The 26,477-nt window shown below is 72.1% G+C and carries 30 protein-coding genes; 14 read left to right on the plus strand and 16 right to left on the minus strand.

Going from position 1 to position 26,477, the window contains the following annotated elements:
• The first annotated feature begins 151 nt into the window (after window positions 1-151).
• Window positions 152-607 carry a hypothetical protein gene (locus tag ACIQ6R_RS19500; protein ID WP_404176706.1) on the plus strand — a complete coding sequence of 152 codons (456 nt, stop codon included), beginning with the start codon at window positions 152-154 and terminating at the stop codon, window positions 605-607.
• Between the two features lie 43 nt (window positions 608-650).
• The gene (locus ACIQ6R_RS19505; protein WP_404222608.1) at window positions 651-1,388 is read left to right on the plus strand and encodes an NDP-sugar synthase; all 738 of its coding nucleotides are present in this window, start codon (window positions 651-653) and stop codon (window positions 1,386-1,388) included.
• Window positions 1,389-1,483: 95 nt separating this feature from the next.
• On the opposite strand, the gene ACIQ6R_RS19510 is transcribed toward ACIQ6R_RS19505, so the two are convergent.
• The 6 genes from ACIQ6R_RS19510 to ACIQ6R_RS19535 form a co-directional block, all read right to left on the minus strand.
• Window positions 1,484-3,205, minus strand: coding sequence for a DoxX family membrane protein (locus ACIQ6R_RS19510; protein ID WP_404176327.1), 1,722 nt, complete (start codon window positions 3,203-3,205; stop codon window positions 1,484-1,486).
• A 239-nt stretch (window positions 3,206-3,444) separates the two neighbouring features.
• Window positions 3,445-4,386 (minus strand): 23S rRNA (guanosine(2251)-2'-O)-methyltransferase RlmB, encoded by a 942-nt coding sequence (gene rlmB / locus ACIQ6R_RS19515; protein ID WP_404176330.1) that lies wholly within the window; start codon window positions 4,384-4,386, stop codon window positions 3,445-3,447.
• A 143-nt stretch (window positions 4,387-4,529) separates the two neighbouring features.
• Window positions 4,530-5,930, minus strand: coding sequence for a cysteine--tRNA ligase (cysS, locus tag ACIQ6R_RS19520; RefSeq protein WP_404222609.1), 1,401 nt, complete (start codon window positions 5,928-5,930; stop codon window positions 4,530-4,532).
• A gap of 217 nt (window positions 5,931-6,147) precedes the next feature.
• Window positions 6,148-6,660: a 2-C-methyl-D-erythritol 2,4-cyclodiphosphate synthase gene (gene ispF / locus ACIQ6R_RS19525; RefSeq protein ID WP_404222610.1), complete on the minus strand. Its 513-nt coding sequence runs from the start codon at window positions 6,658-6,660 to the stop codon at window positions 6,148-6,150.
• A complete protein-coding gene (gene ispD / locus ACIQ6R_RS19530) occupies window positions 6,650-7,426 on the minus strand; it encodes a 2-C-methyl-D-erythritol 4-phosphate cytidylyltransferase (protein WP_404176339.1) in 777 nt (258 codons plus the stop codon). The genes ispF and ispD overlap by 11 nt, the downstream gene beginning before the upstream one ends.
• Window positions 7,427-7,743: 317 nt before the next feature.
• Window positions 7,744-8,226 (minus strand): CarD family transcriptional regulator, encoded by a 483-nt coding sequence (locus ACIQ6R_RS19535; protein ID WP_003953493.1) that lies wholly within the window; start codon window positions 8,224-8,226, stop codon window positions 7,744-7,746.
• 654 nt (window positions 8,227-8,880) lie between these two features.
• On the opposite strand from ACIQ6R_RS19535, the gene ACIQ6R_RS19540 reads away from it, so the two are divergent.
• Entirely contained in the window at window positions 8,881-9,618 is a 738-nt protein-coding gene (locus ACIQ6R_RS19540; protein WP_404176342.1) for a DUF461 domain-containing protein, read from the plus strand.
• 94 nt (window positions 9,619-9,712) lie between these two features.
• Here the strand turns inward: ACIQ6R_RS19540 and ACIQ6R_RS19545 are convergent, their stop codons facing one another.
• Both ACIQ6R_RS19545 and ACIQ6R_RS19550 read right to left on the minus strand, forming a co-directional pair.
• Window positions 9,713-10,393: a response regulator transcription factor gene (locus ACIQ6R_RS19545; RefSeq protein WP_310872655.1), complete on the minus strand. Its 681-nt coding sequence runs from the start codon at window positions 10,391-10,393 to the stop codon at window positions 9,713-9,715.
• A complete protein-coding gene (locus ACIQ6R_RS19550) occupies window positions 10,390-11,661 on the minus strand; it encodes a sensor histidine kinase (RefSeq protein ID WP_404176345.1) in 1,272 nt (423 codons plus the stop codon). The genes ACIQ6R_RS19545 and ACIQ6R_RS19550 overlap by 4 nt, the downstream gene beginning before the upstream one ends.
• A 223-nt stretch (window positions 11,662-11,884) precedes the next feature.
• Between ACIQ6R_RS19550 and phoU the strand changes: the two genes are divergently transcribed.
• The 5 genes from phoU (at window position 11,885) to ACIQ6R_RS19575 (ending at window position 14,436) form a co-directional block, all read left to right on the plus strand.
• Window positions 11,885-12,574, plus strand: coding sequence for a phosphate signaling complex protein PhoU (gene phoU / locus ACIQ6R_RS19555; protein ID WP_404176348.1), 690 nt, complete (start codon window positions 11,885-11,887; stop codon window positions 12,572-12,574).
• Window positions 12,575-12,753: 179 nt separating this feature from the next.
• Window positions 12,754-12,909 (plus strand): hypothetical protein, encoded by a 156-nt coding sequence (locus ACIQ6R_RS19560; RefSeq protein WP_404222611.1) that lies wholly within the window; start codon window positions 12,754-12,756, stop codon window positions 12,907-12,909.
• Window positions 12,910-13,025: 116 nt separating this feature from the next.
• Entirely contained in the window at window positions 13,026-13,274 is a 249-nt protein-coding gene (locus ACIQ6R_RS19565; RefSeq protein WP_404176354.1) for an SCO4226 family nickel-binding protein, read from the plus strand.
• A gap of 111 nt (window positions 13,275-13,385) precedes the next feature.
• Complete coding sequence (locus tag ACIQ6R_RS19570) at window positions 13,386-13,745, plus strand: SCO4225 family membrane protein (RefSeq protein ID WP_404176357.1); 360 nt, start codon at window positions 13,386-13,388, stop codon at window positions 13,743-13,745.
• Window positions 13,746-14,046: 301 nt separating this feature from the next.
• Window positions 14,047-14,436, plus strand: coding sequence for a RidA family protein (locus tag ACIQ6R_RS19575; RefSeq protein WP_404222612.1), 390 nt, complete (start codon window positions 14,047-14,049; stop codon window positions 14,434-14,436).
• Between the two features lie 7 nt (window positions 14,437-14,443).
• Here the strand turns inward: ACIQ6R_RS19575 and ACIQ6R_RS19580 are convergent, their stop codons facing one another.
• Entirely contained in the window at window positions 14,444-14,785 is a 342-nt protein-coding gene (locus ACIQ6R_RS19580) for a PIN domain-containing protein (protein WP_404222613.1), read from the minus strand.
• Here ACIQ6R_RS19580 and ACIQ6R_RS19585 point away from each other — a divergent pair.
• Window positions 14,780-14,953, plus strand: a complete 174-nt coding sequence (locus ACIQ6R_RS19585; RefSeq protein ID WP_404222614.1) for a hypothetical protein — start codon at window positions 14,780-14,782, stop codon at window positions 14,951-14,953. The two genes, ACIQ6R_RS19580 and ACIQ6R_RS19585, sit on opposite strands and share 6 nt — an antisense overlap.
• Before the next feature lie 80 nt (window positions 14,954-15,033).
• Here the strand turns inward: ACIQ6R_RS19585 and ACIQ6R_RS19590 are convergent, their stop codons facing one another.
• Window positions 15,034-15,795 (minus strand): phosphoglyceromutase, encoded by a 762-nt coding sequence (locus tag ACIQ6R_RS19590; protein ID WP_053133235.1) that lies wholly within the window; start codon window positions 15,793-15,795, stop codon window positions 15,034-15,036.
• A 161-nt stretch (window positions 15,796-15,956) separates the two neighbouring features.
• On the opposite strand from ACIQ6R_RS19590, the gene ACIQ6R_RS19595 reads away from it, so the two are divergent.
• Complete coding sequence (locus tag ACIQ6R_RS19595; protein WP_404222615.1) at window positions 15,957-17,255, plus strand: MDR family MFS transporter; 1,299 nt, start codon at window positions 15,957-15,959, stop codon at window positions 17,253-17,255.
• A 58-nt stretch (window positions 17,256-17,313) separates the two neighbouring features.
• Here the strand turns inward: ACIQ6R_RS19595 and ACIQ6R_RS19600 are convergent, their stop codons facing one another.
• Window positions 17,314-17,769 (minus strand): DUF2000 family protein, encoded by a 456-nt coding sequence (locus tag ACIQ6R_RS19600; protein WP_404176448.1) that lies wholly within the window; start codon window positions 17,767-17,769, stop codon window positions 17,314-17,316.
• Window positions 17,770-17,818: 49 nt separating this feature from the next.
• Here ACIQ6R_RS19600 and ACIQ6R_RS19605 point away from each other — a divergent pair, with 49 nt between their 5' ends.
• Complete coding sequence (locus ACIQ6R_RS19605) at window positions 17,819-18,631, plus strand: AraC family transcriptional regulator (RefSeq protein WP_404176451.1); 813 nt, start codon at window positions 17,819-17,821, stop codon at window positions 18,629-18,631.
• Between the two features lie 7 nt (window positions 18,632-18,638).
• Here the strand turns inward: ACIQ6R_RS19605 and ACIQ6R_RS19610 are convergent, their stop codons facing one another.
• Together ACIQ6R_RS19610 and mshA are read right to left on the minus strand one after the other, a co-directional pair.
• Window positions 18,639-19,142 (minus strand): YbjN domain-containing protein, encoded by a 504-nt coding sequence (locus ACIQ6R_RS19610; RefSeq protein WP_404222616.1) that lies wholly within the window; start codon window positions 19,140-19,142, stop codon window positions 18,639-18,641.
• Window positions 19,135-20,508, minus strand: coding sequence for a D-inositol-3-phosphate glycosyltransferase (gene mshA, locus ACIQ6R_RS19615; RefSeq protein ID WP_404176708.1), 1,374 nt, complete (start codon window positions 20,506-20,508; stop codon window positions 19,135-19,137). Before mshA ends, ACIQ6R_RS19610 begins: the two co-directional genes overlap by 8 nt.
• A 189-nt stretch (window positions 20,509-20,697) precedes the next feature.
• Between mshA and ACIQ6R_RS19620 the strand changes: the two genes are divergently transcribed.
• From ACIQ6R_RS19620 to ACIQ6R_RS19630, 3 genes are all read left to right on the plus strand, one after another.
• Entirely contained in the window at window positions 20,698-21,510 is an 813-nt protein-coding gene (locus ACIQ6R_RS19620; RefSeq protein WP_404222617.1) for a class I SAM-dependent methyltransferase, read from the plus strand.
• Window positions 21,511-21,873: 363 nt separating this feature from the next.
• Entirely contained in the window at window positions 21,874-22,992 is a 1,119-nt protein-coding gene (locus tag ACIQ6R_RS19625; protein ID WP_404222618.1) for an NlpC/P60 family protein, read from the plus strand.
• 267 nt (window positions 22,993-23,259) lie between these two features.
• A complete protein-coding gene (locus ACIQ6R_RS19630) occupies window positions 23,260-24,681 on the plus strand; it encodes a PP2C family protein-serine/threonine phosphatase (protein WP_404222619.1) in 1,422 nt (473 codons plus the stop codon).
• 123 nt (window positions 24,682-24,804) lie between these two features.
• Here the strand turns inward: ACIQ6R_RS19630 and ACIQ6R_RS19635 are convergent, their stop codons facing one another.
• The 3 genes from ACIQ6R_RS19635 to ACIQ6R_RS19645 all read right to left on the minus strand — a co-directional run bounded on the left by ACIQ6R_RS19635 (window position 24,805) and on the right by ACIQ6R_RS19645 (window position 26,440).
• Window positions 24,805-25,140, minus strand: coding sequence for a DUF2516 family protein (locus tag ACIQ6R_RS19635; RefSeq protein WP_404176465.1), 336 nt, complete (start codon window positions 25,138-25,140; stop codon window positions 24,805-24,807).
• Between the two features lie 117 nt (window positions 25,141-25,257).
• Window positions 25,258-25,869, minus strand: coding sequence for a hypothetical protein (locus ACIQ6R_RS19640; protein WP_404176468.1), 612 nt, complete (start codon window positions 25,867-25,869; stop codon window positions 25,258-25,260).
• Window positions 25,870-25,945: 76 nt separating this feature from the next.
• Window positions 25,946-26,440 carry a helix-turn-helix domain-containing protein gene (locus ACIQ6R_RS19645; RefSeq protein WP_404222621.1) on the minus strand — a complete coding sequence of 165 codons (495 nt, stop codon included), beginning with the start codon at window positions 26,438-26,440 and terminating at the stop codon, window positions 25,946-25,948.
• Window positions 26,441-26,477 lie beyond the last annotated feature (37 nt).

Consider the following 26,477-nt stretch of genomic DNA (forward strand, 5'->3'; position numbering starts at 1 on the left):
CGTTGTCGACAAATACCCCGGCACAACGGACGTTTCGAGCACTTCGCGTCAACGCTCTACCCATTTCCCTCCCCCTCTTCATCCCCCATCCGGGTGACTAAATGTCGCCAAATCATTACCGGGCGCTACCCTCACTCGCGTGAAGCACTCCGTGAAGCACTCCACCACCCGACAGACGCGACGCGGCCGGGGCCCCGCCCGCCGGATCGGCCGCTCTCTCGCCTTCGTCCTGCCCGTCGTCCTGGTGCTCTCCGGGACCCTCGCCGTCACCCGGGTCAACTGGTCGGGGGATCCGGCCGACTCGGTGCTCGCCGCGTCGGAGGCCACCTCCTCCAAGGCGTCCTCCAAGGCCGCCGCCCGCGCGCCGCACGAGGTGCTGCGCGACCGGCTGCTGACCGAGCTGCAGGAGGAGGATCCGGGCGTCGCCCTCACCCACCTCCAGGAGGCCGTGAACGAGCGCCCGTCGCTGGCCGGCCACTGCGCGTCCATCGCCCGCGCCCTCGGCCGCGCCGCGGTCAAGGTGTACGGCCCGACACGCGCCCAGTCGTACGCGCGCCCCGTCTGCGACACCGCCTTCGCCTCGGGCGTGCTGGCCGCGCACGGCTGAGCACCCTTTCGGGGGCCGGTGGGCCGCCGCGTACAGTTCGGGCATGACCGATCCGAGCGCCGCGTCCCGCCGCCCCGTGCAAGCCGTCGTCCTGGCCGGCGGACAGGGTTCCCGGCTGCGTCCCTACACCGACGACCGGCCCAAGCCGATGGTCGAGATCCCGGGCACGGGCACTCCGATCATCGGCCACCAGCTCGCCTGGCTCGCCGAGGAGGGCGTCACCGACGTCGTGGTCTCCTGCGGCCATCTGGCCGAGGTGCTGCAGAAGTGGCTGGAGACCGCCGACCTGCCGCTCTCCGTCACCACCGTCGTCGAGACGGAGCCGCTGGGCCGCGGCGGCGGCCTCAAGTACGCCGCCGCGCACCTGCCCCACCCGGACCGGCCCTGGTACGCCACCAACGGCGACATCTGGACCCGTTTCTCGCTGCGCGACATGGCCGACTTCCACGCCGAGCGGGACGCCGTCGCGTCCCTCGCCCTGGCCCGGCCGCGGCTGCCGTGGGGCGCCGTGCAGACGGACGGCTTCGGCCACATCACCGACTTCATCGAGGCACCGCCGTCGACCTTCGAGATCAACGCCGGTGTGTACGTCTTCTCGCCCGGCTTCGCCGCGATGCTGCCGGAGCGCGGCGACCACGAGCGGACGACGTTCCCGAGGCTGGCCCGTGAGCGCCGGCTGGCCGGCTTCCCGATCCCCCAGGGCTCCTACTGGCGCGCGATCGACACCGCGAAGGACCTGACGGAGGCGGCACGGGAGCTGGCGGCCCTGGGCGGCCGCTGAGCACCCTGGTACGCCGATACGCCGAAGGGGCCCCGCACGTCATCCGTGCGGGGCCCCTTCGGCGTACGGAGGGCCGCGTGAGCCCTGTGGGCCGGCTAGCCCAGGAGACCGCCCACGAGGCGGCTGCCCGGCTCTCCGGTGGAGGAGGAGCCGCCGCCGTCGTCGCCGCCGCTTCCGGTGCCGGTGCCGCCGGTCGAGCCATCGCCGCCGCCGGTCGCGGTGCCGCCGGAGGTGGGTCCCGCCGTGGTGCTCGGCGCCCGGTCGGCCGGGGAGGACTGCTGCGGCGGGGCCTGGCCCGTGGTGCCCTGGGTCTGGCTGGGCGTGCCGCCGGTGCGGGTGCCGCTGTCGCGGGTCGCTCCCGGGGTGGTCGCGGCGTCCTCGGAGGGGGTGGCCGCACCACTGGTGGCGCCCTGGGTGGGTGAGGCGGACGCCTCCGGAGACGTCTTCGGCTTCCGGGTGCCGGGCTCCTGCGGGAGCGGGGAGCCGGGCAGTTCGTTGCGCGGGGCCTCACCGGGGCCGGGGACGACCACGCGGTCGGCGTCCCGGACCGCGCCGCCGAGCAGCGAGCCGACGAGGAGGGTGATGCCGGTGACCAGGAAGGTGACGAGGGCGCCGCGCCGCAGGACGTAGCGGCGCAGGTCCCAGATGTCGGCGCGGGGGCCAAGCCGCCGCCAGGCGCTGCCGGCGAGCCGACCGTCCACGGAGTAGACGGGGGCGCCGGCGATGATCAGCGGGGACCAGGCGGCGAGGTAGATGATGTCGGGCGCGTCGTAGACGGGGACGCTCTTCCAGCTGACGGTGACCAGCAGCGCGGCGGACAGGCCCGCGCCGATGACGGCGCCGACGCGCTGCCAGCAGCCCAGGACGGTCAGCACGCCCACGATCACCTGGAGGAAGGCGATGACGAGCCCGGAGCCGACGGGGTGGGCGAGGGCGAACTGGCGCAGCGGCTCGGCGACGTCCCAGGGGTGCAGGGTGTTGAGCCACTTGACCATGGAGCCGCGTTCGCCGCCGTCGAAGTAGACGGGGTCGCAGAGCTTGCCCATGCCGGCGTAGATGGAGATGAAACCGAGGAAGACGCGCAGCGGCAGCAGCACGACGCCGAGGTTCATGCGGCGGCCGGGGAAGTAGGCGTGCTTCGCGGGATCGTCGGCGTGGCGCCTGGTGCGCGGCTCGGCCGGCTCCGCGTCGTCGTAGCCGTCGGGACCGGAGCCGGAGCCGAAGTCGTCGCCGGCGTAGGCCGGTTCGTCGTAGGCGCTGCCGACGGTGCGCATGGCGGGCAGCAGCCGGGTGCCGTCGGGGACGGGGCCGCGCTGGGCGCCGACGAGCGGGGTCTCCAGGGTCTCGGTGGCGGGCCCGTCGTCGTAGCCGTCATAGCCGTCGTAGCCCGGGGCGCCCCCGTCGATGTCGACGCGGGGGATGACCTGCGTGGCTCCGGCATCGGTGACCGGGTCCTCGGCGTGGTGACCGGCGCCGGCCCGCACCGCCTGGAGCAGCCGGTGTGCGCCGGTGTCGTCCGGGTCGGACCGTCCGCTCCACACGAGGGCGCGGCGGCGGGCGGCGGCCGGGGCGGCGGGGCCCGCGGCACCTGCGACGGGCATGCGGGCGGTGTCCTGGGTGGCGCTCAAGTGCCGCGCGATCCGCGGGGATTGGGTCCGCCGCGCGGAGGCACCGAACTGCACGCGGAAGCTCGCGTGATTGACGATGACCTGGGCCGGATCGCTCGGCACCTTCACCATGCTCAGCGCGGGAGCGTCGTCGATTCCCGACGAGCGGTCCCCCGTGGGTGTGCGGGGTGTTCTGGTGTCCACACTCATCTAACCGAGTGATGTGTCGTTAGGACACTGCCTTGACCGCCCTGAACTGTCCGGACCGCGTCAAGCCTGCCCGGACCGCCCGGAACACCCCGTACGGGGGACCGAGTCGAACACCCGCTCCCCCTCCGGCGACCGCGCGCCCGCGCCCCCTCCCGCCACCGCGCTCGCACGCCGCGCGGCGTCGCACGGCCGCGCCGGCCTCCGGCCGTCGGGACACCGCGCCCCGCGCCGGTACGCCGTCAGGCCCGCCGACGCGCCGCCTCGTACAGCACGATCCCCGCCGCCACACCGGCGTTCAGGGACTCGGCACCACCGGGCATCGGGATCCGCACCCGGTAGTCGCAGGTCTCGCCGACCAGCCGCGACAGGCCCTTGCCCTCGCTGCCGACCACGATGACCACGGGGCCGCCGAGGGCCTCCAGCTCACCGAGTTCGGCCTCGCCGTCGGCGGCGAGGCCGACGACCGTGACGCCGGCCTTCTGGTACGACTCCAGCGCGCGCGTGAGGTTGGTGGCGCGGGCCACCGGCGTACGGGCGGCCGTACCGGCGGACGACTTCCAGGCGCCCGCCGTCATGCCGGCCGCGCGCCGCTCGGGCACGACGACGCCGTGGCCGCCGAAGGCGGAGACGGAGCGGACGACGGCACCGAGGTTGCGCGGGTCGGTCACGCCGTCGAGGGCGACGATCAGCGGGTCCGCGCCCTCGTCGTGGGCGGCGGCGACCAGGTCCTCGGGGTGCGCGTACTCGTACGGCGGCACCTGGAGGACGAGGCCCTGGTGGTTGAGCCCGTTGGTCATCCGGTCCAGCTCGGGGCGCGGCGCCTCCATCAGGTTGATGCCGCCGCGCTCGGCCGCGAGCTGGAGCGCCTCGCGCACCCGCTCGTCGTTGTCGATGAACTGCTGGACGTAGAGCGTCGAGGCGGGCACGCCGTCGCGCAGCGCCTCGAAGACGGGGTTGCGGCCGACGACGAGCTCGGACGTCGACCGTCCGCCACCGCGCCGCTGCGGGGCGCGTCCGGTGGCGCGACGCGCCTTCGCGTTGGCGACGCGCTGCTTGGCGTGCCCCTTGCGCATCTCGGCGGGAGGCGTCGGCCCCTTGCCTTCCAGGCCCCGGCGTCGCTTGCCGCCGCTGCCGACCTGCGCGCCCTTCTTGCCGGACATGCGGCGGTTGTTCGCGGCCATGAGTTACCTGTCTCCGCTCTCTACGGGAGTGTGCGTAATGCTTGCGTCTTATGCAGTGTGCCGCCCGGGAGGCCGGGCGGCACAATCGATCTACGGAACCCGCGCGGCCAACAGGCCCGGGCTCCGGTGGACCGGGCGGCGGGTCAGCGGGAGCCGAGGCTCCAGCGGGGCCCCTGCGGGCCGTCCTCGATGACCAGACCGGACTGTCCGAGCTGGTCGCGGATGGCGTCCGCGGTGGACCAGTCCTTGCGCTCCCGCGCGGCCTCGCGCTGGTCGAGGACGAGGCGTACGAGGCTGTCGACGACGTGCCGCAGGTCCTCGCCCTGCTCCTGCTCCCCGGCCCAGTGCGGGGCCAGCGGGTCGAGACCGAGCACCCCGAGCATCGCACGGACCTCGGCGAGACGGGCGACCGCGGCCTCCTTGTCGCCGGCGGCCAGCGCGCTGTTGCCCTGCCGGACGGTGGTGTGCACGATGGCCAGCGCCTGCGGCACGCCCAGGTCGTCGTCCATCGCCTCGGCGAAGGCGGGCGGCACCTCGGCGCAGGGCCCGACGGCCTGGCCGGCCAGCTCGGTGACGCGCTGCACGAAGCCCTCGACGCGCGCGTACGCCGACTCGGCCTCGCGCAGGGACTCCTCGCTGTACTCGATGGTCGAGCGGTAGTGCGGGGTGCCCAGGTAGTACCGCAGCACGACCGGGCGCCACTGCTTGACCATCTCGCTCACGAGCACGCTGTTGCCGAGCGACTTGGACATCTTCTCGCCGCTCATGGTGACCCAGGCGTTGTGCACCCAGTACCGCGCGAAGGCGTCGCCGAAGCCCTTGGCCTGGGCGATCTCGTTCTCGTGGTGCGGGAAGATCAGGTCGATCCCGCCGCCGTGGATGTCGAACTCCTCGCCCAGGTACTTGTGCGCCATGGCGGAGCACTCCAGGTGCCACCCCGGGCGTCCCCGCCCCCACGGCGTCTCCCAGCTCGGCTCCCCGGGCTTGGCCGCCTTCCACATGGCGAAGTCCCGCGGGTCCCGCTTGCCGCTCTCGCCCTCTCCCGAGGGCTGGCGCAGCTCGTCGAGGTCCTGGTTGGACAGCGACAGGTACCCCGGCAGGGACCGTACGTCGAAGTAGACGTTGCCGTCGGCCTCGTAGGCGTGGCCGCGCTCGATGAGGCCGCGCATCATCTCGACCATCTCGGTGATGTGACCGGTGGCGCGGGGCTCGTAGGTGGGCGGAAGGCAGCCGAGGGCGTCGTAGGCGTCGTTGAACGCCCGCTCGTTGTCGTACCCGATGGACCACCAGGGGCGGTTCTGCTCCGCGGCCTTCTTGATGATCTTGTCGTCGATGTCGGTGACGTTGCGGACGAAGGTGACGTCGTAGCCGCGGTACGCGAACCAGCGGCGCATGATGTCGAAGTTCAGCCCCGACCGGATGTGCCCGATGTGCGGGGCGGCCTGCACGGTGGCACCGCACAGGTAGATCGAGACGCAGCCCGGCGTGAGGGGGGCGAAGTCACGAATCTGCCGGGCGCTGGTGTCGTACAGGCGAATAGTCACGACTCCAGGGTAGTAGGCGGCGAGCAGTGCCACGGGCGCACGTGCCCGCTTGTTACCACGTCTTGCCCGACCGAGTCGGGTGGTGGGTGGGCACAGGCCGGGGTCCAGGGGCGGAGCCCCTGGCCGGGTGCGGGGCGGAGCCCCGTCACGGCACGCCCCACGCCGGCGCGACACACCACCGGCCCAGGACACACCCCACCCCGCTCACCTCACCCGCTCACTCCACCCGCACGACCAACGCCGTGGCCACCGCCACCAGCCCTTCCCCCCGCCCGGGAAATCCCAGCCCGTCCGTCGTCGCCCCGGACACCGACACCGGCGCCCCCACCGCCTCCGACAAGACCTTCTGCGCCTCGCCCCGCCGCTTGCCGATCTTCGGCCGCGCTCCGACCACCTGCACCGCTACGTTCCCGATCCGGAACCCCGCCGCCCGCACGATCCGCGCCGCCTCCGTCAGCAGCGTCACCCCGGACGCGCCCGACCACTCCGGCCGTCCGGTACCGAAGTGCTGCCCGAGGTCGCCGACCCCCGCCGCGGAGAACAACGCGTTGCACGCCGCGTGCGCGACGACGTCCGCGTCGGAGTGCCCGGCCAGCCCGGCGCCCTCGCCCTCCCACTTCAGCCCGGCGCACCACAGTTCGCGCCCGTCCTCGAAGGCGTGGATGTCGGTCCCGATGCCGACCTGGGGCAGCACGGGGAACCCGTCCGTGCCAGAGGTGTCAGAACCCATCGTTCAGCCTCCTGCGCGCCAGCACGGCCTCCGCCAGCACCAGATCGAGCGGCCGCGTCACCTTGAACGCCTCCTCGTGCCCCGGCACCACCATCACCGTGAGCCCGAGCTGCTCGACCATGCTCGCGTCGTCGGTGACGTTCTCGGTCACCGTCTCGTGGGCGCGCACCAGCGTCCCCCGGTCGAACCCCTGGGGCGTCTGCACCGCGCGCAACCGAGCCCGCTCCGGTGTCGCCACGACCGGTTCCGGCTCGCCCGGCACGGCGGCGGGCTCGACCTGCTTGACCGTGTCGGCGAGCGGCACCGCGGGCACCACGGCGGGTGCGCCCTCCCGGACGGCCTCGATCACGGCGTCCACCGTGTCGACCGGCACCAGTGGCCGGGCGGCGTCGTGCACGAGGACGGTGTCGTAGTCGGCCGGCAGCGCGTCCAGGCCGAGCCGTACGGACTCCTGCCGTGACTCGCCGCCCGGCACGACGAGGAAGTCCGTCCGCTCCGGCAGCGCGTGCGCGTCGAGCAGGCTCTTGACCTCGGCGGCTCCGTCGGGCGGGGCCACGACGACGACGAGGGAGACCGCGCGGGAGGCGGCCATCGCCCGGACCGCGTGGATGAGCATGGGCGTGCCGCCCAGCGCACGGAGGGCTTTCGGAGCGCCCGGACCGAGCCGAACGCCCCGCCCGGCGGCCGGAATCACGGCCGCGGTTCGGGTGTTCGCACGGGTACCGGCGGGCATCTCGGCGGGCGAGGGACGCGATTCGTCAGACATCGGTTCCTGTCAGGTTTGTGTGCTCGACCTAGTTGGGTATGGCCTCACCGTGCCGGGCGCGACGCCTTGACCGGACCCTTCCGTGACCCTGGTCGAGCCAGCTTCCCGGGCCCGGCACGCCAGGACCACGCAGACCCAGCACCGCGCGGTACCCAGGACCACGCGGACCGGGGGAAGTCTCCCGGAGTGATCGTACGAGGACTCGATCCGGGTACGAACATGCCGCAGCGCCCGGCGACAGCAAAGGATGTCATCGGGCACCGCGGCATTTCAGTGCGCTGAACCGAGCGGGCAGGTCTGCGCCTCGCCTCAGAGCCTCAGGAGGCGAGCACCTCGTCGAGCAGGGCCTCCGCCTTGTCCTCGTTGGTGTTCTCCGCGAGAGCGAGCTCGCTCACCAGGATCTGGCGGGCCTTGGCGAGCATGCGCTTCTCACCGGCGGAGAGTCCGCGCTCGCGCTCACGACGCCACAGATCGCGTACGACTTCCGCGACCTTGATGACGTCGCCGGAGGCGAGCTTCTCCAGGTTTGCCTTGTAACGACGCGACCAGTTCGTGGGCTCCTCGGCGTACGGCGCGCGCAGCACCTCGAAGACCCGGTCCAGCCCGTCCTGACCGACCACATCACGCACGCCGACGAACTCCGCATTGTCCGCTGGCACACGTACCGTCAGGTCACCCTGGGCGACCTTCAGCACCAAGTAGGTCTTGTCCACGCCTTTGATCTGGCGAGTTTCGATAGCCTCGATCAGCGCGGCCCCGTGATGGGGATAGACCACGGTGTCGCCAACCTTGAACGTCATGTGACAGGTACCCCTTCCGTGGCTATCCAGAGTAACACGGATACGGCGTCTTCTGAATGGCGTTTTCGCAGGTCAGGGCATATCTCGGGGCTTGACAACAGCAACAGGAACGTGCTGCGGCGGGCGAGCGGAAGAAAGTATTCGCAGGTCGGAGCAGTTCTTCAGGCCGGACGAAACGCGCACGTCGCACACATCCGGAGGCCCTCCCGCCTGCCCGAAGAGCCCCATATGTCCGATTCCGGGCGTGCGACTTCCGCTACTCCGTTCGGTGACCGGGGCGGGCTTCCGGACGAATCCGGAATTGATCACGAGGCACCCCGTCCGACCCCCCGATGATCAATTTCCGGCCGCCCCCGCATTCCTTCACGGAAATTTCGCGCGCCGCTCGACGACCGGTATGCCGGTCGGCTTCTTATGTGAATGACGGACGAGTACCAGCCACAAAGCGACGCGGGAACCGGTCACGGAACGAGCGCGCCGCGCACTCCTGCCGCGCGCCGCTCCTACCGCCTGCCGGGCGAAGCGGGGGGTCTTGGGGGAGGGTCGGGTGCGGCGGCCCGGGAACGGCTCGGTAGCCTGAAGCCGCTGACAGACACTTAGGGCGGCTTTATCCGTTGCCGCCTCCTCGCTCGAGTCCAAGGAGTTGCCGCCGCCGTGAGCAGCAGCCTTCGACGCGGTGCCCTCGCCGCCGCCGCCATCGCGTTCTCGATCGCCTCGCTCGCCGCGTGCGGTGCCGGTCACAACGCCCAGACGCTGGAGATCAAGCCGGACAACGCCGCGACGACCGTCGGTGACATCCAGATCCAGAACGCGATCGTCATCACGCAGCCCGACCTGGAGTCGACCGGCCCGGCCGTGGTCTCCGCCACCCTGTTCAACAACGGCAGGTCCGACCAGACGCTCGAGTCCATCACCGTGGCCGGCACCGGCAAGTCCGCCGAGCTGAAGCCCGCCGAGGGCGAGAAGGGCGGCAACGGGGGCCTGACCGTCCCGGCCGGCGGTTCCCTGGTCCTCGGCGGCGAGGGCAACGCCTCCGCCGTCCTGCCCAGCAGCCGCGAGGCCATCCAGGACGGCAACGCGCAGGAGATCACCTTCACCTTCAGCAAGACCGGCGAGGTGAGCCTGCGCGCCTTCGTCGTGCCCGCCGAGAGCTACTTCTCCAAGTGGGGCCCGAGCGACGTCCCGGCGGCCCCCGGCGCGTCGGCGGAGCCGTCGCAGGAGACCTCCGGCGAGCCGTCCGACGGCCAGACCTCCGGCACCCCGGCCGACGGCACGACGGATCCCGCGACCGGCGAGTCCGCCGAGGCCGGGGACGGGACCGAGGGCGGCACCGAGGCCGGTACGGCGACGGACGGCACCTCGCAGGGGACCGGCGCCGACGCCGGCCACTGAGCACCGTACGACGAAGGGCGGGACCTCTCCGGAGAGGTCCCGCCCTTCGTCGTACTCGCGTGCCGTCGAGGGCGCGGACGCGCGCCCGGGCGCTCTACGGCTCGAACTTGTAGCCGAGCCCGCGCACCGTCACCAGGTACCGCGGCGCGCCCGGGTCGGGCTCGATCTTGGCGCGCAGCCGCTTGACGTGGACGTCGAGGGTCTTGGTGTCACCGACGTAGTCGGCGCCCCAGACCCGGTCGATCAGCTGCATGCGGGTCAGCACGCGGCCGGCGTTGCGCAGCAGCATCTCCAGCAGGTCGAACTCCTTCAGCGGCAGGTCGACCTTGGTGCCGCCCACGGTCACGACGTGCCGGTCGACGTCCATGCGGACGGGGCCGGCCTCCAGCGCGGCGGGGGTGACCTCCTCGGGCTCGCCGCGGCGGCGCAGTACGGCGCGGATGCGGGCGACCAGCTCGCGGGAGGAGAAGGGCTTGGTGACGTAGTCGTCGGCCCCTATCTCCAGCCCGACAACCTTGTCGATCTCGCTGTCCTTGGCGGTCACCATGATCACGGGAACGTTGGAGCGGCCGCGCAGCTGGCGGCAGACCTCGGTGCCCGGCAGGCCGGGCAGCATCAGGTCGAGGAGCACGAGGTCGGCGCCGTTGCGCTCGAACTCGTCGAGTCCGTCGGGGCCGGTGGTCGCCACGGCGACCTCGAAACCCTCCTTGCGGAGCATGTACGACAGGACGTCGGAGAAGGACTCCTCGTCCTCGACGACGAGCACACGGGTCACGGAAGGACCTCCGGGGCGGGAAGCGTTTCGTACGGGGAAGTATGGGGGGATGAGGGGGACCGCTCGGTCTCGACACTGAGTCCGGCGCGGTCGGGATGCCGCTGTGCGCGGCCGCGGGCGGGGCCCGACTCCGGCAGTCGCAGCGTAAAAGTGGAGCCCTGGCCTTCGGCACTCCACACCGTGACCTCCCCGCCGTGCGAGGCGACCACGTGCTTGACGATCGCGAGACCCAGACCGGTGCCTCCGGTGGCCCGGGAACGGGCCGGGTCGACGCGGTAGAAGCGCTCGAACACGCGCTCCTTGTCCTTCTCGGAGATCCCGATGCCCTGGTCGGTCACGGCGATCTCGATCAGATCGCCGCCGGGGGCGTTGACGCGGCGGGCGGCTATGCCGACGCGGGTGCGGGCGGGCGAGTAGTTGACGGCGTTCTCGACGAGGTTGCCGAGGGCGGCGGCGAGCTGGCCGCGGTTGCCGCGTACGCGCAGATCCGCCGTTCCTCCGGCGGCCATGGTGATCTGCTTGGTGCCGGCCTGCTGCCGGCAGCGGTCGATGGCCTCGGCGACCAGCTCGTCCACCCGGACGGGCTCGGCGTCGTCGAGGGGGTGGTCGTTCTGGACCCGGGACAGGTCGATGAGCTCCTGGACCAGGTTGGTCAGCCGGGTCGCCTCGATCTGCATGCGCCCGGCGAACCGCTCCACGGCCTCCTGATCGTCGGAGGCGTCCAGCACGGCCTCGGAGAGCAGGGAGAGCGCGCCGACCGGTGTCTTCAGCTCATGGCTCACATTGGCGACGAAGTCGCGGCGTACGGCCTCGATGCGGCGGGCCTCGGTGAGGTCCTCGACCAGCAGCAGCACCAGCCGCGACCCGAGGGGCGCCACGCGTGCGGAGACGGCCAGCGCCTCCCCCCGCCCGTTGCCCCGCCTCGGCAGATCCAGCTCGACCTGCCGTATCTCCCCGTCCCGCCGGGTGTCCCGGGCCATCTGCAGCATGGGCTCGACGGCGAGCTTGCCGCCCCGGACCAGGCCGAGGGCGTACGCCGCCGAGCTGGCCTTGACCACCGCGTCGGCCTCGTCGAGGACGACCGCGGAGGAGCGGAGCACCGACAGGACGGTGTCCACGCCGGGCGGCAGCACGGGGTCCGTGTGCAGCGAGGTGCGCGTGGGGCGCTTCTGCTCGCGCTCGCTCCAGCGGAACGCCAGCATGGCGATGACACCGGTGAGTACTCCGGCGATCGCTGCCGCTGCGGCGACCGCCGCGTTCACGTCCATGCGTCCAGGTTAGGCATGCCGAACGGCCCCGCCCCAGCCATCGGACTGCGACCTCGAACACTCGTCGCCCAGAGTTCACCTTGGAGCCAGGGACGGTTCATTTGTGATGCCGGAAACGGACGCGTACAGGCCGGAACGTGTAAGCGTGGGGGCACGGCAAGGGGTGCGAGCCGATGCGAGCAAGTGCGAGCCCCCTTAAACGGACGTACGAGAGGGAACCCTGATGCGGGACGCGTACCACGAGGAACTGGACTCGATCGGCGACAGCCTGGTGGAGATGGCCCGGCTGGTCGGGTCGGCGATCGGGCGCGCCACGACCGCCATTCTCGACTCGGACCTGAAGCTGGCCGAGAACGTGATCGAGGGCGACCAGAAGGTCGACGAGCTCCACCACGAGCTGGAGGCCCGGGCGATAGCGCTGCTGGCCCGGCAGCAGCCGGTCGCCACGGACCTGCGGATCGTCGTCACGTCGCTGCGGATGTCGGCCGACCTGGAGCGCTCGGGCGACCTCGCCCAGCACGTGGCCAAGCTGGCCCGGCTGCGCTACCCGGAGCGCGCGGTCCCGAGCGACCTGCACGCGACCATCCTGGAGATGGGCCAGCTCGCCCAGCGCCTGATGGCGAAGGCGGCCGAGGTGATCATCACCAAGGACGTCGACCTGGCCCTCCAGCTGGAGCAGGACGACGACGCGATGGACCTCCTCCACCGCACGCTCTTCCAGCACCTGATGGACGACCGCTGGAAGCACGGCATCGAGACGGCCGTGGACGTCACCCTCCTCGGCCGCTACTACGAGCGCTACGCCGACCACGCCGTCTCGGTCGCCAAGCGCGTCGTCTACCTGGTCACCGGCGAGCACGTGAACGACCTCCAGGCGGACATCCAGCCGTCGACGCAGGTCGAGGGGGCCTGACGCGGAGCTGGGCGCGGAGCTGGGCGCGGAGCTGAGCGAGGACCTGGGCGGACCTGGGCGGACCTGGGCAGGAGCGCCCAGGCGTGGGGCAGGGGCGCGCGGTCGCCCCAGTGCGCCGTTGATGCGACGGCCACCGGGGGCGTGCAATGGGCCCAGGCACCAGCCTCTAGGAGGAACCCATGGCCGATTCCCCCAGCACCAAGCCCGCCCCCACCGAGGAACGCCGGACCGAGCAGCCCGCCGAGACCCGCAGTCTGCCCCTGATCGCCGCGTGCGGCTGCGGCTCGGGCTGCGGCTGCGGCTGCCAGTCGGGAAATCCGTGCCAGTGCGGCTGACGCGGTAGCGGCGGGCGCTGGACGGCAGGCACCACCGTCCGTACGGCGGCCGGGTTCGCCCCGGCCGCCGTACGGGCGCACCCTGGAAGAAAGACCCCTGAAGGGGGTGCGAGGCCATGGCTCACTTCATGGACGTGCACCACGGGATGCACGGCATCACTTCGGACCAGCTCCACGAGGCCCACCAGGCGGACCTCGCCATCGGGAAGGACGAGGACGTCCACTTCGAACACGCGTGGGCGGACCCGGACTCCGGCACCGTCTACTGCCTCTCCGAGGCCCCGTCGGCCGACGCGGTCCAGCGCGTCCACGAACGCGCGGGCCACAAGGCGGACGAGATCCACGAGGTCCCACTGACGGTATAGCCCCTCCCCTGGGTGTCGCGTCGCCCGACTTGAGTACGAGTACTCAGGCCTGGGCGCCGCCTCCGTCCGACCCTGGAGCACAGGACGCCGACCAAGGGGAGACGACACCCGATGAAGACCAGCCGAACCAGCCGGATACGCACCCTCACCCGCCTGACCGTCGCCAACCGCGCCTCGGCGGTCTACCTCGCCGTGGTCGGCGGCGCGATGACCGTCGCCGCACTGGAACCCCTCTTCACGTCCGCCCCGGACGCGTCCCTCATCTGGGTCTGGCCGGCCCTGTTCACCTTCCCGGCCTTCGGCTTCGTCGCCTGGCTCGGCGAAGCGGGCTGGGGCGGCGACGCCCCGACGTGGTTCTTCCTCGGCGGCATCGTGCTCTCGGCGCTGGTCCAGTCACTGGCACTGGGCGCGACGTGGAGTGCCCTGCGGGGGCGGCGGGAGCGCCGGGGGCGGCTGACGACGGCGAGCTGACGCGGGGCGCCGGGCCGGGCCGGCGACCGGGCCGCAACGTACAGGGGTCGTTCTACGAAAACGTACCCCTAGACCTGCGCGGGACCGAGCGCCTGACAGTCCGAGTGTCAGTGCCCGCGGCTAGAGTCTCGAAGGCGCGGTCGGCTTCCGGGGGTTCCAGCTCTACAGGGAATGGTTGCATCCCCGTCCTGTCCGGGGGCGGCCCGGAGATCCCGTCCGGGACCCAACCGACGGTCGGGCCCAGTCGATGACCAGGGAGAGACCTGCCAGCGCCGGCCGCGCGCCCCTTAATGTGCCATGCATGACAGAGCGACGTTCCATCCTCAGCGGCTCGACGTTCGAAGAGCGGATCGGCTACGCCCGTGCCGTGGTCGACGGCGACTGGGTGCACGTGTCGGGCACCACCGGCTTCGACTACACCACGATGACGATCTCCGAGGACGTGGTGGAGCAGGCCGAGCAGTGCCTGCGCAACATCGAGGCCGCCCTGACCGACGCGAAGTGCACCTTCGCCGACGTGGTCCGGGTCCGCTACCTGCTCCCCGACCGCACCGACTTCGAGCCCTGCTGGCCGGTACTGCGCCGCGCCTTCGGCGAGATCCGCCCGGCCGCCACCATGCTGATGTGCGGCCTCGCCGACCCCCGCATGAAGATCGAGATCGAGGTGTACGCACGGCGGCGCACCGCGTAGCGCGCCCTCACTTGCCGGCTTCGGGCCCGTACCACTGGAGCGCTTGGCCGGTGGCGGCGACGCACTCGAAGTCACGGTCGCGGTGGAGGAGGGTCAGCCCCTGCAACTCGGCGGTGGCGGCCACCACGAGGTCGACGGGACCGGCACCGCGGTGCTGCCCGCGACGGGTGAGGATCTCCTGGACCTGCCAGGCCCGGTCGTAGGCACGGTCGTCCACCGGCACCCACCCGAAGAGCACGCGCAGATCCTCGACGCCCTGCGTACGGTCCGCGGCGGAGCGCGCGCTGTAGAAGAGCTCCAGCTCAGTGATGGGGCCCGCGAGGGGAGTTCCCTCCGGGGCGAGGTGCACAACCCAGGGCTGCCGGGAAACGTCCGGCTCAGATGCCCCGACGCCAACGACGCGCACGGGCGCGGGTTGCTCCTGGTCGACTCCCTCGCCCACTCGTGGCACACCGGGCCCAGCCACTTCGGAGGAACGGTGGTCTCCTTCGAGATGGCCGACGCCTGGCCGTCCTGAGTACGCCGCCGGATCATCCGGTCATCAGTAAGCCCCCGCGCCGCGAAGTAGCCGCAGTGCGGGGGCTCGGTGATGTGGGCCTACTTCTTCTTGCCCTGGTTCTTGACCGCCTCGATCGCCGCCGCGGCCGCGTCCGGGTCCAGGTAGGTCCCGCCCGGGTTCAGCGGCTTGAACTCGGCGTCCAGCTCGTAGGAGAGCGGGATGCCGGTCGGGATGTTCAGGCCCGCGATGTCGGCGTCGGAGACGCCGTCAAGGTGCTTGACCAGGGCGCGGAGCGAGTTGCCGTGCGCCGCGACCAGGACCGTGCGGCCGGTGAGGAGGTCGGGGACGATCGCGTCGAACCAGTACGGGAGCATCCGGACGACGACGTCCTTCAGGCACTCCGTCTGCGGGCGCAGCTCCGGCGGGAGCGTCGCGTAGCGGGCGTCCGAGAACTGGGAGTACTCGGCGTCGCGGTCCAGCGCCGGCGGCGGGGTGTCGTAGGAGCGGCGCCACAGCATGAACTGCTCCTCGCCGAACTCGGCGAGGGTCTGTGCCTTGTCCTTGCCCTGGAGGGCGCCGTAGTGGCGCTCGTTCAGGCGCCAGTGGCGGTGGACGGGGATCCAGTGGCGGTCGGCGGCCTCCAGCGCGAGCTGGGCCGTGCGGATCGCGCGCTTCTGGACGGACGTGTGGACCACGTCGGGCAGCAGGCCGGCGTCCTTGAGCAGCTCGCCGCCGCGTGTCGCCTCCTTCTCGCCCTTCGGGGTGAGGTTGACGTCCACCCAGCCGGTGAACAGGTTCTTCTCGTTCCACTCGCTCTCGCCGTGGCGGAGGAGGATCAGCTTGTACGGTGCGTCGGCCATGGTCCCGAGCGTAATCGAACCCCCTGATTCCCCGCGCGGTGCGCCCGACGGTCGGACAGTTGACGAGAAGTGTTAATCGACTGGCCTCCGACGGCCTCCCGTTCGTAAGTTGTGCCCACCGATAGAGCCACTTACAGCCGCTATCCGTTCACGGGGGTCCCATGTCAGTCGCCGGAGTGAGACGTGCCGTGCGCGAGTCCGTCTCCGGGCTCCCCCGCGAGTTCTGGTGGCTGTGGACCAGCACCCTGGTCAACCGGCTCGGTGCCTTCGTCGCCACCTTCATGGCGCTGTACCTGACCATCGACCGCGGCTACTCCGCCTCGTACGCCGGTCTGGTCGCCGCTCTGCACGGGCTCGGCGGGGTCGTGTCCTCGCTCGGGGCCGGGGTGATGACCGACCGGCTCGGGCGGCGGCCCACGCTGCTCGTCGCGCAGGTCTCCACCGCGTTGTCCGTCGCGCTGCTCGGCTTCGTGCGGGACCCGGTCGCCATCGCGGGCGTCGCCTTCCTGGTCGGCATGGCGAGCAACGCCTCCCGGCCCGCCGTGCAGGCGATGATGGCGGACATCGTGCGGCCCGAGGACCGTATCCGGGCCTTCTCGCTCAACTACTGGGCCATCAACCTCGGCTTCGCGATCTCCTCCATGGCGGCCGGGTTCATCGCCGAGGTCAGCTACCTCGCCGGGTTCCTGATCGAGGCGGGCATGACCATGGCGTGCGCCGTCCTCATCTTCGTCAAGCTGCCCGAGTCCCGCCCGCAGAAGGTCACCACGGAGGGCCAGGTCGCCGTCGAGAGCACGCCCGTCTCCCTCGGTACGGTCCTGCGCGACGGGCGCTACATGAGCGTCGTCGGACTGTCCTTCCTCATCGCCCTGATCTTCCAGCAGGCGTACGTCGGGCTGCCGGTGGCCATGGGCGAGGCGGGGTTCACGCCCGCCGACTTCGGCATGGCGATCGCCGTCAACGGTGTGCTGATCGTCGTGCTCCAGATTCCCGTCACGCGGTTCATCGAGCACCGTGATCCGCGGCTGCTGCTCGTCGGCTCGGCGCTGCTGGCCGGGTACGGCTTCGGGCTCACCGCCTTCGCCGGGTCGGTCGGTGTCTTCGCCCTCACCGTGTGCGTGTGGACGCTGGCCGAGATCGTGAACGCGCCGACCCAGACCGGTCTCGTCGTCCGCCTCTCCCCGGTGCACGGGCGCGGGCGCTACCAGGGCATGTACACCATGTCCTGGGCGGTCGCCGCCCTCGTCGCCCCGCTGATGTCCGGTTTCGTCATCGACCACTGGGGCGCCGAGTGGCTGTGGGGCATCTGCGCGGTCGTCGGCACGGTGGCGGCGGCGGGGTACTGGGCGCTCATGCGGGGGCTGCCGGCGGAGGAGACGGTCCCTTCCGAGACCGCCCCCTTGGAAGGGGCCTCCCCCGGGACGGCCGCACCCGCGAAACCCGAGGTCAGCCCCGCCTGACGGCCGTCCGGGTCAGCGCGGCCCGACGGCAGCCTGCGGCTCCGCCGCGCCCCCGGCCTCACGGGTGCATCCGTGCCCCCTTCAGCACCTTGTCCACCGCGTTCCTGGGGCCGTACACCGCGAGGCCGACCAGATCCAGTCCGGCCGTGGGCACGGCCCGTACCGCCGCCCGGTTGTCGCGGTCGTTGCCCGTGGTGAACAGGTCGGACGTGAAGAGCGCGCGGGGCAGGGCGCGGGACAGCACGCGCGCGTGGGCGTTCGTCAGCGTCTCCTTGGTGCCCTCGAAGACCAGGACCGGCTGGCGGAACATCGGCAGGTAGCCGACCGCGTCGGCGTCCTCGTACGGCTCCCCGATCACCTCGGGGAACTGCGCTCCCAGGCCGCTGACCAGGAACGCGGTGACGTTCAGGCGCTGCCAGGTCTCCAGGTCCTCGCGGAGCAGGACGGCGATCTTGGTGTCGAAGCGGACGGGGGCCGCCGGGTCCGCGTCGTGCGTGCTCACATGCGTGCTCATACGGTGAGACTGCCGGTCGGCGTGCGGCCGGGTCTTGTACGTTTTTTGCATGGCCGACCAGGACCGGCGGCGGACCGTCTCCGCCTGGCGACCCCCCGTACCGGGCGTCGTCGAGGTCTTCCACGCCCACTTCACCGAGTACGCCTACCCGATGCACGTCCACGAGGCGTGGACGCTGCTCATCGTCGACGACGGGGCCGTACGGTACGACCTGGACCGGCACGAGCACGGCACCCCGCACGACACGGTGTCGCTGCTGCCGCCGCACGTGCCGCACAACGGCTCCCCCGCCACCCCGGACGGCTTCCGCAAGCGCGTCCTGTACCTGGACGCCTCCCGGCTGGGCGACGACCTGATCGGGCGGGCCGTCGACGCCCCCGACCTGCGTGACCCGGTGCTGCGGCGGCGGGTCGGACAGCTGCACTCCGCGCTCGCCCTGCCCGGTGACGAACTGGAGGCGGAGAGCCGGCTGACGCTGATCGGCGAGCGGCTGCACGAGCATCTGCTGCCCCGCCGCGAGGAGCGTCCGGAGCGCCGGGACCCCGTCCTCGCCCGCCGGCTGCGGGAGCTGCTCGACGAACGCGTCGTCCAGGGGCTCGGCCTGGAGGAGGCGGCCGCGCTCGTGCCCGCCCATCCGGCCCACCTGGTACGGGCGTTCAGCGGCGCCTACGGCATCGCGCCGCACCAGTACCTGATGTCCCGCCGCGTCGACCGGGCCCGGCGCCTGCTGCTGGCGGGGCGCACCCCCGCCGACGTGGCCACCGCGACCGGGTTCTACGACCAGGCACATCTGACCCGGCACTTCAAGCGGCTGGTGGGCGTCCCGCCCGGGCGCTACCGCGTCAGCGGAGGAGCGGTCTGAGGGCGCGTCAGTCCCCGGAGCGCTCGATCAGGTGCTGGAACGCCTCCAGGTTCCGCGTCGACTCCCCGCGCGAGGTGCGCCACTCGTACTCCTTGCGGATGGCGGACGCGAAGCCCAGCTCCAGCAGGGTGTTGAAGGCGCCGTCGGCGGCCTCCAGGACCTGGCCGAGGAGGCGGTCGATCTCGTCGGGGGTGACGGTGACGAGGGGGAGTTTCGCGGTGACGTAGATGTCGCCGAGGCGGTCGACGGCGTAACCGACTCCGTAGAGCTTGAGGTTGCGCTCCAGCAGCCAGCGGTGGACGGCGGGTTCGTTCTCGTCGGGGTGGCGGATGACGAAGGCGTTGAGCGAGAGGGAGTGCCTGCCGAGGAGGAGGGAGACCGTCGTCGAGAGCTTGCGGGTGCCGGGGAGCTTGACGACGTAGTTGCCGGACTCCGGGCTCTCCCACTCCAGCTCGGCGTCCTTCAGGGCATCCTCGACGACCTGTGCTGCCTTCCGCGCTGCCTCAGCCATGGTGGGAGCGTACGCGACGGCGGTGGGACTGGATCGCGGCCGTGTAGGCGTCGGCCGTGGCGGCGGCGGCGCTGTCCCAGCCGAAGGACTGCGCATGCCGGGCGGCGGCGGCGCCCATCCGGGGCGTCAGCTCCGGGTTGTCGGCGAAATCGCGCAGTACGCGCGCGTACGCGGCGGGATCGTGCCCCTCGACGAGGCGGCCGGTGTGCCCGTCGCGCACGGCGACCGGGAGGCCGCCGACCGCGGCGGCGAGCACCGGCGTACCGGCCGCCTGGGCCTCTATGGCGACCAGGCCGAAGGACTCGCTGTAGGACGGCATCACCAGCACGGACGCCGCCCGGAACCAGTCGGCGAGCTGCTCCTGCCCGACGGGCGGACGGAACCGCACGACGTCGGCGATGCCGAGCCGCGCGGCGAGTTTCTGCAGCCCCTCCGGCTTGGCGAGGCCGCTGCCGCTGGGGCCGCCGACGACGGGGACGACGATGCGGGAGCGCAGCTCCGGGCGTTCGTCGAGGAGCACAGCCACGGCACGCAGCAGCACGTCCGGCGCCTTCAGCGGCTGTATGCGGCCGGCGAAGAGCGGGATCAGCGCGTCCTGCGGCAGGCCGAGGCGGGCGCGGGCGGCGGCACGGGCGGACGTGCCGTCCCCGCGGCCCGGCTCGGAGCCCTTGGGGAAGGGGCGGAACCGTTCGAGGTTCACGCCGGGGTGGACGACGGCGACCTTGTCCGGGTCGGCGGCGTAGTGCCGGACCAGCTCGTCGGCCTCCTCGGCGGTGTTGGCGATCAGCCGGTCGGAGGCGGCGACGATCTGCGTCTCGCCGATGACGCGGGCGGCCGGTTCGGGGGTGTCGCCGTCTGCCAGGTTGGCGTTCTTGACCTTGGCCATGGTGTGCATGGCGTGCACCAGGGGGGCGCCCCAGCGCTGGGCGGCGAGCCAGCCGACGTGGCCGGAGAGCCAGTAGTGGGAGTGGACCAGGTCGTAGTAGCCGGGGCGGTGGCCGGCCCACGCCTGCATGACGCCGTGCGTGAAGGCGCACAGCTGGGCCGGCAGCTCCTCCTTGGCCAGGCCCTCGTACGGTCCGGCGTCGACGTGGCGGACGAGGACGCCCGGGGCCAGTTCGACGCAGGGCGGGAGCGCGGCGGTGGTCGCGCGCGTGAAGATCTCGACCTCGATGTTGATCGCGGCGAGGCGCTGCGCCAGCTCGACGATGTAGACGTTCATGCCGCCGGCGTCGCCGGTGCCGGGCTGGTGGAGCGGCGAGGTGTGCACGGAGAGCATGGCGACGCGACGGGGCCTGCGCAGCAGCCGGAGCCGTGGGGAGGCCGCCGGTGAGCGACGCCCGAGCCTGCTGACGTACTGGCTCACGAGCCGTTCCTCCTCGCTGCGGGCATGCCGGTCGGAGGACACGCGCCGCCCTCCAGGAGGTGGAACACCGGATGGCGGTGCTCCATTTCCGGTTTCCCGACCTTTGCCGAATCATTACCGCTGGTCGCTCAACCGTTCGAGCGCGGGATGCGTCAAAGAGAGCGGGCCGGGCCGCATACCCTCGTACGCATGCCCTCCCGCGCCACCCCCCGCCCTGTGGGCACCGTCACGCGCGGGACGACGAATCCGAACCGGCTGCGCCGCATGGACCGCTGGATCGCGGCCACCCACGGTGCCGAGCTGCGCCGCGCAGCCGATCCCGTCGCCGTCGACCTCGGCTACGGCGCCGCCCCCTGGACGGCCGTCGAGCTGCTGCACCGCCTGCGCACGGTCGCGCCGCACGCGCGCGTGGTGGGCGTCGAGATCGACCCGGCGCGGGTGGCGGCGGCCGAGCCCTACGCGCGCGCGGGGCTCGTCTTCCGGCACGGCGGGTTCGAGGTCCCCGCCCCCCGGCCCCCGCTGCTGATCCGCGCGGCGAACGTGCTGCGCCAGTACGACGAGGACGAGGTGGCCGCCGTCTGGCAGCGGCTGTGCGCGCGGCTCGCGCCGGCGTCGGGGCACTCCCGGGGCGGGCTCCTGGTCGAGGGGACCTGCGACGAGATCGGGCGCCGGCACGTGTGGGTGGCGCTCGGGCCCGAGGGGCCGCGCACGGTCACCCTCGCGACCCGGCTGGGCTCCCTGGAGCGCCCCTCCGACCTGGCGGAACGGCTGCCGAAGGCGCTGATCCACCGCAATGTCCCCGGCGAGCCCGTGCACGCCTTCCTGCGCGACTTCGACCGCGCCTGGGCCGCCGCCGCGCCCTACGCCTCCTACGGCGCCCGCCAGCGCTGGATGCGGGCCGTGCGGGACCTGGCGGCCGACTGGCCGGTGACGGACGGGCCGGTGCGGTGGCGGCAGGGCGAAGTGACGGTGCGGTGGGAGGCGTTGGCACCGCGCGCGTGAACCGGCGGCCCGCGCCCGGACCGGCACCCGTACCCGGACCGGAACCGGCGCCCGGACCGGCACCCACGCCCGGACCGATACCCGTGCCCGGACCGATACCCACGCCCGGACGGACGCCCACGCCCCGGTCGATGGGCGGGAACGATCTCCGTGCGGTGTTCGTCACACAGCGGGGGAGCCGTCGCAGCAGGCAGCCGTCGCACGCGAAGGCGGAGGTGAGGCAGGAAGCGAGGCAGAAGGGGCAAGGAAGGCAAGGGAGGGGAAGCGGAAGGAAAGCACGACCTCTGTCGCTTTCCACGCCGGCATGGCACGATCCCCCAGGCGACCTATGTTACTGACGGTTAACCAGTTTGGGGGCGAGGTATGCGTACGGGGAAGCATGGCTTGATGACCGCTGCCGTGACCGTGGTCTGCGCGGTCACGGTGCTCGCGGCACCGGGCACGGCGTTCGCGGATCCCGGCCCCACGCCCTCACCCGGCACCCCGAGCGCCTCACCGTCCCCGGCCGCCACACCCGGCAAGGACCTGGAAGCCGTACGCAAGAAGCTCGACAAGCTCTACCGCGCGGCGGCCTCCGCCACGGACGAGTACAACGCCGCCGAGGAGAAGGCGGACAAGCAGTCCGCCGAGATCGTCGAACTGGCCAAGAAGATCGTCCAGGGCCAGGAGAAGCTCGACGGGCTGAAGGAGCGCGCGGGCGCCGCGGCCCGCTCCCAGTACCGCACCGGCGGCCTGCCCGACGAGGCCAAGCTGCTCCTGAGCGACGACCCCGAGGAGTTCCTCGACGGCACCGGCCGGGTCAGCCAGGGCCAGCGCGCGACCAAGGGCCTGCTCGGTGAGATGACGCGCACCCAGGAGGACCTGAAGGCGTACGCGGCGGACGCCTCCGCCCAGTTCAAGAAGCTGGAGGCGAACCGCAAGGCCAAGGCCACCGCCCAGAAGAAGATCGAGAAGCAGATCGCGGCGGCCGAGAAGCTGGAGTCCGAGCTGGAGAAGGAGGAGAAGGAGCGCCTCGCCCGGCTGGAGCGGGAGGCCCAGGCCAAGGCCCAGACCGCCTGGCTCGACTCCGGCATCCTCAAGGACCTCGACACCAGGGCGACCGAGCGGGGCAGGAAGGCCGTCGAGTACGCCACCGCCCAGATCGGGAAGCCGTACCAGTGGGGCGCCGAGGGCCCGAAGGCCTACGACTGCTCCGGCCTGACCTCACAGGCCTGGGTGGCGGCCGGGCAGTCGATACCGCGCACCTCGCAGCAGCAGTGGAAGCAGCTCGAACGCGTCGACATCAAGGACATGCGCCCCGGCGACCTGATCATCTACTTCGACGACGCCAGCCACGTCGGCATGTACGTCGGCGACGGCTCCGTCGTGCACGCTCCGCGCCCGGGGCGCTCGATCACGATCGCGGGGGCGGGCACGATGCCGATCCTCGGCGTCGTACGTCCGGACACGGGCGCGGGCACGGGCGCGACGCCCTCGGAGTGACACGGGCCACGCGCCTCGCGGCGGCGTGAGACGGGCCACGTGACCCAGTCCACGCCCGGCGCCCCGCCCCGCGTGACCTTCGTCATCCCCGGCCCCCGGTCGACGTGTCCAACTGCGGTACGGAACGCGGCATATGACAGTGGCCGACGACCGCCCGACGTGTTCTGGACCATTCCGCAGCGGCACCGTCACCCGCTATGGTCCCCGTCGGTGGGTCGAGGTCCCTCGCCCCGCCATGCCCTCGGGGGGAGGGAAGGAAACAAGACGATGCCCGTACCCGTACCGCGGCAGAGGGCGATCCCGGCCGCGGAGTGTGGTCAGGCGCCCGCCGCATCCCCGGACAGCGGCCCTTCCACGGAACAGGCCGCGCCCGGGACGAACCCGGCCGAAACCCCCACCGCTCGGCGAGAGAACCCCACGGAGAAGCGCGAGAAGACCACGAACGAGACCACGGACCAGCTCGGGAGCACCGCCCCCACCAACCTGACGCTGCTGCTGATCGAGGACGATCCGGGCGGCTCGCCGATCGTGCCCGACCTGCTCGACCAGACCGGCAAGCCGGTCCGCGTGCGCACGGCCCGCAACCTCACCGAGGCCGAGCGGCTGCTGACCGACGACGTCCACTGCATCCTGCTGGACCTCGCCCTGTCGGCGCCCGCCCCTGCCCGCGCGAGCGCCGACGGCAACGGAGGCGGTGACGCCGACGGCAACGGGGACGACGAGCTGGCGGTGCTCAGGCACGTGCTGGAGCTCGCGCCCCGGCACGCCGTGCTCGCGCTGACCTCCTCCAGCGACGCCGAGCGCGGCGCGGAGGCCGTGGCGGTCGGCGCCCAGGACTACCTGTTCCGCGACGAGCTCGACGGCCGGCTGCTGAGCCGGGCGATCCGCTACGCCGTCGAGCGCAAGCGGTCCGACTCGGCGGAGCGGCGCCTGGCCGAGGGCCGGCTGCGCGCCCAGGAGAACCGCCGTCTGGAGCGCGGCCTGCTGCCGACGCCGCTGCTGGCCGGTTCCTCGCTGCGCTTCGCCGCCCGCTACCGTCCGGGGCGCTCGCGCGCACTGCTCGGCGGCGACTTCTACGACGTCGTCCGCACCCCGGACGGCACCGTGCACGCCATGATCGGTGACGTCTGCGGGCACGGCCCGGACGAGGCGGCGCTCGGCGTGGAGCTGCGGATCGCCTGGCGCGCGCTGACCCTGGCCGGTCTCTGCGGCGACGAGCTGCTCGGCACGCTTCAGCAGGTGCTGGAGCACGAGCGCTCGGACGACGAGATCTTCGCGACCCTGTGCGCCGTGGACATAGCCCCGGACGGCCGCCGCGCCGGCCTGTGCCTGGCCGGTCACCCGTCGCCCCTGGTCGCGGGTCCGGGCACGCCCGCACGGCTGCTGCCCTACGACAACAACGGCCCGGCGCTGGGCCTGCTGCCGGGCGCCCGCTGGCCGCGCACGCAGGTGGAGCTGGGGGCCGAGTGGAGCCTGATGCTCTACACCGACGGCCTGATCGAGGGCCACGTCGGCGAGGGCCGGGAGCGGCTCGGCCAGGACGGCATGGTGGAGATGGTCCGCCGTCAGTTCGCCCAGGGGCTGGAGGGCGAGCAGTTGCTGCGGGCGACCGTCAACGAGGTCCGCGAGCTGAACGGCGGCGAGCTGGCGGACGACGTGGCAGTGGTGCTGCTGGACCGGACGCCCTGAACGGGACGGACGCCCGCGGCACAGGGTGACCGCCGTACAGGGTTGACCGTCGTACCCCGCCCGCTGGTCCGCTGCGTCTGCTCGCGCAGTCCCCCGCGCCCCTGTCGGGGGCGCGGCGGCGCCTCAGCGTCCGCCGTTGTACGGGCCGTAGGGGCCGTCGCTGCTGGAGCCGCGGCGGCTGCTGCGGCCGCCGCCCGGCAGGCCGCGCAGCGCGGGCCGTACGTCGACCATGTAGACGATCGTCGCGATGAGCCCGATGATCGGCAGGAACGACAGGATGTTGAAGATCAGGTTCACCACGAAGGCGATCCCGAGGATGATCAGCCAGAACGGCTTGGTCTTCTTGTCCGCCGCGCGGTAGGCGTCCTCGCGGCGCACGGCGGCGTCGACCAACGCGAAGCCGCTGAAAAGGATCAGGGCGATGCTCAGCAGCCACATCAAGCCTGCGAACCCCTGCATCAGCACAACGTCCACCACCAGACTCGGATCGTCTCTACGCGGTCACCGTACCCGGAGAACGGGCCGGACACCCCAAGGGTGCCCGGCCCGTACCGTACTCGTGCCGCCTCTCGCCGGTTACTTGGCGGGCGGCGTGGTCTTCTTCGCGGTGCCGTTGGTGCTCTTCTTGGCCGGAGCCTTGCGCGGGGCGGGGGTCTTCTTCGCCGCGGCGGTCCTGTCCTCCGTGACCTCGACCGTCTCGGACTTGGCGGGCTTGGCCGGCTCCACGGCCACGGCGAACTCCTCCACCTCCTCGGCGATGTCCTCGATGCCGTCGGCGGCCTGGCCGCGCCAGGTGCGCACCGCCTGCTCGCCGCGCTCGGCGACCTTCTCGTAGGTCTCCCGGGCCTTGACGGCGTATTCGGCGGCGACGCCGACCGAGCGCAGCGCGAGGTCCTGGGCGCTCTCGCCGAGCTTCTTGAGGTCGGTGTCGAGGGAGCCGAAGAGCTCGTTGGCCTTGGCCTGGAGGGTCCCCTGGGTCTCCTTGACGCGGGCCGTCGCCTTCTCCTGGACGGCCTTCGGGTCGGTGTTGCGCACGGCCTCGATACGGGACGGCGCCTCGGCCCGCAGCTGCTCCACCAGCACCGGCACCTTCTTGGCCTGCTGGAAGGCCAGGTCGGCGGTGCCGGCGGCGAAGTAGAGCGGGGTGGGGTCGCTGAAGGTCTTGCGCAGGTCGTCGGTGATGGCCATGGTGATGGTCCTCCGGTATTGCGTTCGGCTGAGGGTTTCGTGGTGGTCCCGCGCCGGGCCGGCTACTCGCTCCCGCTCATCCGGCCGTCTGCTGCGGGCCGGCGTCACTGCCGCCGGTCGTACGGGGGCCGAGCCCCGGTATGGAGGCCCCGCCTTCGGCGGCGTCGCCCGCCGTCGCGTCCTGAGCCGGCACCTCGTCGCCGGTGTCGTCGGCGTCGGTCCCGAATCCGTTCTCCTTGCGGAAGGACTCGTAGATCTGGAGCAGCACCTGCTTCTGCCGCTCGTTCAGCGAGGGGTCGGCGAGGATGACCGCACGCGTCTCCACGTCGTCCCGGTCGCGCTCCGCGTCGAGGATCCCCGCGCGCACGTACAGCGTCTCGGCGGAGATGCGCAGCGCCTTGGCGACCTGCTGGAGCACCTCCGCGCTCGGCTTGCGCAGCCCGCGCTCGATCTGGCTCAGGTACGGATTGGACACGCCCGCGGCGTCGGCGAGCTGCCGCAGCGACAGCTGCGCGTTGCGCCGCTGCTCGCGCAGGTACTCACCGAGATTGCCGACGTTGAGCGATGCCATGCCTCCACGATGCACCACGCCGCTAACTATTGCAAGC

It is taken from the genome of Streptomyces sp. NPDC096048, from assembly GCF_044763415.1.
Taxonomy (GTDB): Bacteria; Actinomycetota; Actinomycetes; order Streptomycetales; family Streptomycetaceae; genus Streptomyces.

What these genes read in the sequence shown, in the direction of transcription:
- ACIQ6R_RS19595 (WP_404222615.1), top strand. Translation starts at nt 15,957, where the DNA reads ATGTCAGTCGCCGGAGTGAGACGTGCCGTGCGCGAGTCCGTCTCCGGG.
- ACIQ6R_RS19560 (WP_404222611.1), top strand. Translation starts at nt 12,754, where the DNA reads ATGGCCGATTCCCCCAGCACCAAGCCCGCCCCCACCGAGGAACGCCGG.
- rlmB (WP_404176330.1), bottom strand. Translation starts at nt 4,386, where the DNA reads ATGGCCGCGAACAACCGCCGCATGTCCGGCAAGAAGGGCGCGCAGGTC.
- ACIQ6R_RS19590 (WP_053133235.1), bottom strand. Translation starts at nt 15,795, where the DNA reads ATGGCCGACGCACCGTACAAGCTGATCCTCCTCCGCCACGGCGAGAGC.
- ispF (WP_404222610.1), bottom strand. Translation starts at nt 6,660, where the DNA reads ATGGGTTCTGACACCTCTGGCACGGACGGGTTCCCCGTGCTGCCCCAG.
- ACIQ6R_RS19635 (WP_404176465.1), bottom strand. Translation starts at nt 25,140, where the DNA reads ATGCAGGGGTTCGCAGGCTTGATGTGGCTGCTGAGCATCGCCCTGATC.
- ACIQ6R_RS19505 (WP_404222608.1), top strand. Translation starts at nt 651, where the DNA reads ATGACCGATCCGAGCGCCGCGTCCCGCCGCCCCGTGCAAGCCGTCGTC.
- ACIQ6R_RS19640 (WP_404176468.1), bottom strand. Translation starts at nt 25,869, where the DNA reads ATGGCCATCACCGACGACCTGCGCAAGACCTTCAGCGACCCCACCCCG.
- ACIQ6R_RS19570 (WP_404176357.1), top strand. Translation starts at nt 13,386, where the DNA reads ATGAAGACCAGCCGAACCAGCCGGATACGCACCCTCACCCGCCTGACC.
- ispD (WP_404176339.1), bottom strand. Translation starts at nt 7,426, where the DNA reads ATGTCTGACGAATCGCGTCCCTCGCCCGCCGAGATGCCCGCCGGTACC.
- ACIQ6R_RS19575 (WP_404222612.1), top strand. Translation starts at nt 14,047, where the DNA reads ATGACAGAGCGACGTTCCATCCTCAGCGGCTCGACGTTCGAAGAGCGG.
- phoU (WP_404176348.1), top strand. Translation starts at nt 11,885, where the DNA reads ATGCGGGACGCGTACCACGAGGAACTGGACTCGATCGGCGACAGCCTG.
- ACIQ6R_RS19610 (WP_404222616.1), bottom strand. Translation starts at nt 19,142, where the DNA reads ATGGCTGAGGCAGCGCGGAAGGCAGCACAGGTCGTCGAGGATGCCCTG.
- ACIQ6R_RS19630 (WP_404222619.1), top strand. Translation starts at nt 23,260, where the DNA reads ATGCCCGTACCCGTACCGCGGCAGAGGGCGATCCCGGCCGCGGAGTGT.
- ACIQ6R_RS19565 (WP_404176354.1), top strand. Translation starts at nt 13,026, where the DNA reads ATGGCTCACTTCATGGACGTGCACCACGGGATGCACGGCATCACTTCG.
- ACIQ6R_RS19620 (WP_404222617.1), top strand. Translation starts at nt 20,698, where the DNA reads ATGCCCTCCCGCGCCACCCCCCGCCCTGTGGGCACCGTCACGCGCGGG.
- ACIQ6R_RS19605 (WP_404176451.1), top strand. Translation starts at nt 17,819, where the DNA reads ATGGCCGACCAGGACCGGCGGCGGACCGTCTCCGCCTGGCGACCCCCC.
- ACIQ6R_RS19645 (WP_404222621.1), bottom strand. Translation starts at nt 26,440, where the DNA reads ATGGCATCGCTCAACGTCGGCAATCTCGGTGAGTACCTGCGCGAGCAG.
- ACIQ6R_RS19535 (WP_003953493.1), bottom strand. Translation starts at nt 8,226, where the DNA reads ATGACGTTCAAGGTTGGCGACACCGTGGTCTATCCCCATCACGGGGCC.
- ACIQ6R_RS19600 (WP_404176448.1), bottom strand. Translation starts at nt 17,769, where the DNA reads ATGAGCACGCATGTGAGCACGCACGACGCGGACCCGGCGGCCCCCGTC.
- ACIQ6R_RS19550 (WP_404176345.1), bottom strand. Translation starts at nt 11,661, where the DNA reads ATGGACGTGAACGCGGCGGTCGCCGCAGCGGCAGCGATCGCCGGAGTA.
- ACIQ6R_RS19510 (WP_404176327.1), bottom strand. Translation starts at nt 3,205, where the DNA reads ATGAGTGTGGACACCAGAACACCCCGCACACCCACGGGGGACCGCTCG.
- ACIQ6R_RS19625 (WP_404222618.1), top strand. Translation starts at nt 21,874, where the DNA reads ATGCGTACGGGGAAGCATGGCTTGATGACCGCTGCCGTGACCGTGGTC.